We start from the raw sequence: 1,719 nt of genomic DNA on the forward strand, positions 1-1,719 counted from the left end.
ATATCGGGTTGCCGGCGCGAGCCTACAATCTGGCCTTCGCCGACGGTTCGACCATCGGGATCAATGACGGCGTGATCCAGGTGGCACTGAAGGAAGGTCACAAGCCGACCGCCGACTACATCAAGACATTGCGCCAGGTGCTGCCGGCATCATTCCCGGAAGACGTGTTCTACTTCCAGGCTGCCGATATTGTCACGCAGATCCTGAACTTCGGGCTGCCGGCGCAGATCGACGTCCGTACCGTAGGCTATGGCACGAACAACCTGGCCGTCGCAAAACAACTCCGGCAACGCCTTGCCGCAATTCCTGGGATCGTCGACGCGCATCTGCAGCAGGAGGTCGACGCGCCGGCCTTCTACGCCCAGATCGACCGCACCCGCGCCGCACAACTCGGCCTGAACGCCAGCACGGTCGCGACCGACATCAACATCAGCCTGAGTTCGTCTGAGCAAGTATCGCCGAATTTCTGGACCGACCCGGCCTCGGGGATTCCGTATTACCTGGCGGTGCAGACGCCGGAGTACAGAGTCGACTCGCTGAATGCACTGGAGAACACGCCGGTTTCCACCTCACTGGCGATCAGCGGCCAGACCGTCCCCGGCATGCTGAGTAATGTCGCGACTTTCAAACGGGACACGGTACCGACCAATACCAACCAGACCAACATCCAGCCGGTTTTCGACATCTATGCCAGCGTGCAGGGCCGCGATCTCGGCAGCGTGGCGGCAGACATCAGTAAAGTCACGACGCAGCTGCAAAAGGGGCTGAAACCCGGCAATTCGATTCAGGTCGTCGGCCAGATTCAGAGCATGAACGGCTCGTTCCGCAATCTCGGCATCGGGCTCTTGTTCGCCGCGGTCTTCGTCTATCTCCTGATGGTGGTGAACTACCAGAGCTTTGGCGATCCGTTCGTCGTGATCCTGGCGCTGCCGGCGACGCTGAGCGGCATCGTTACGATGCTGTTCATCACAGGCACCACGCTGAATGTGCCGTCGCTGATGGGAGCGATCATGGCGGTCGGCGTTGCCTCGGCGAACTCGATTCTGCTCGTGACTTTCGCGCGCGAGCAGCAGTTGAACGGGCATTCCGCCTTTGAAGCCGCGCTGAGCGCCGGCCATACCCGAATCCGTCCCGTGCTGATGACAGCCGCCGCGATGATCGTCGGCATGATACCGATGGCCATTGGCGGCGCCGGCGAGGAGCAGAACGCGGCGCTCGCGCGCGCGGTCATCGGCGGACTGCTGTTTGCGACACCGACGACGTTGCTGATCGTGCCCTACCTGTTCGCCATGCTGCGCAAAGGCAACGACGGAAAGCCTCACCATGGCGTATTCGAGGAAATCCAGCAATGAGCGAGATCCGTGCACGACCGAAAATCGAAGATGTTCAGGACCGGCTTGCCCCCGAAACCGATCGCGTTGTCGCGCTACCCAACCTGCCGCGAAGGAGGCGGCCTGGTTATGGCGGCGCGCTGCTTGGCGGAAGCGCGCTGCTGTTGCTTGTGGCTGGCCTTGCAATAGGCGGTTGGCGCTACCACCGGGCCGAGCGCGACGTCGCGGCCACCGCGCTGGAGAGCCGAACTTTTGTTCCCGATGTCCACGTGGCCGCGGTCCGAGCCAGCGGCAGCAAGATCACCGTCACCTTGCCGGCGACCACGACGGCGTTTGAAGCTGCCAATATTTTCGCGCGCACCAGCGGCTATGTGGAGAAGCGCTACGT

At 62.1% G+C, this 1,719-nt stretch carries 1 protein-coding gene and 1 pseudogene; both read left to right on the forward strand.

Annotation, left to right across the window (positions count from 1 at the left end; genetic code table 11):
- The coding region (locus WCB02_RS20290) for an efflux RND transporter permease subunit (protein ID WP_423960812.1) at positions 1–1,352 on the forward strand (1,352 nt) is incomplete at its 5' end.
- Positions 1,349–1,719: pseudogene (locus WCB02_RS20295) on the forward strand (efflux RND transporter periplasmic adaptor subunit); the annotation flags it as partial. The gene WCB02_RS20290 and the pseudogene WCB02_RS20295, both read left to right, overlap by 4 nt.

Origin of the sequence: Bradyrhizobium sp. (genome assembly GCF_049581145.1) — a bacterium.
In the GTDB taxonomy this organism is placed as follows: Bacteria; Pseudomonadota; Alphaproteobacteria; order Rhizobiales; family Xanthobacteraceae; genus Bradyrhizobium.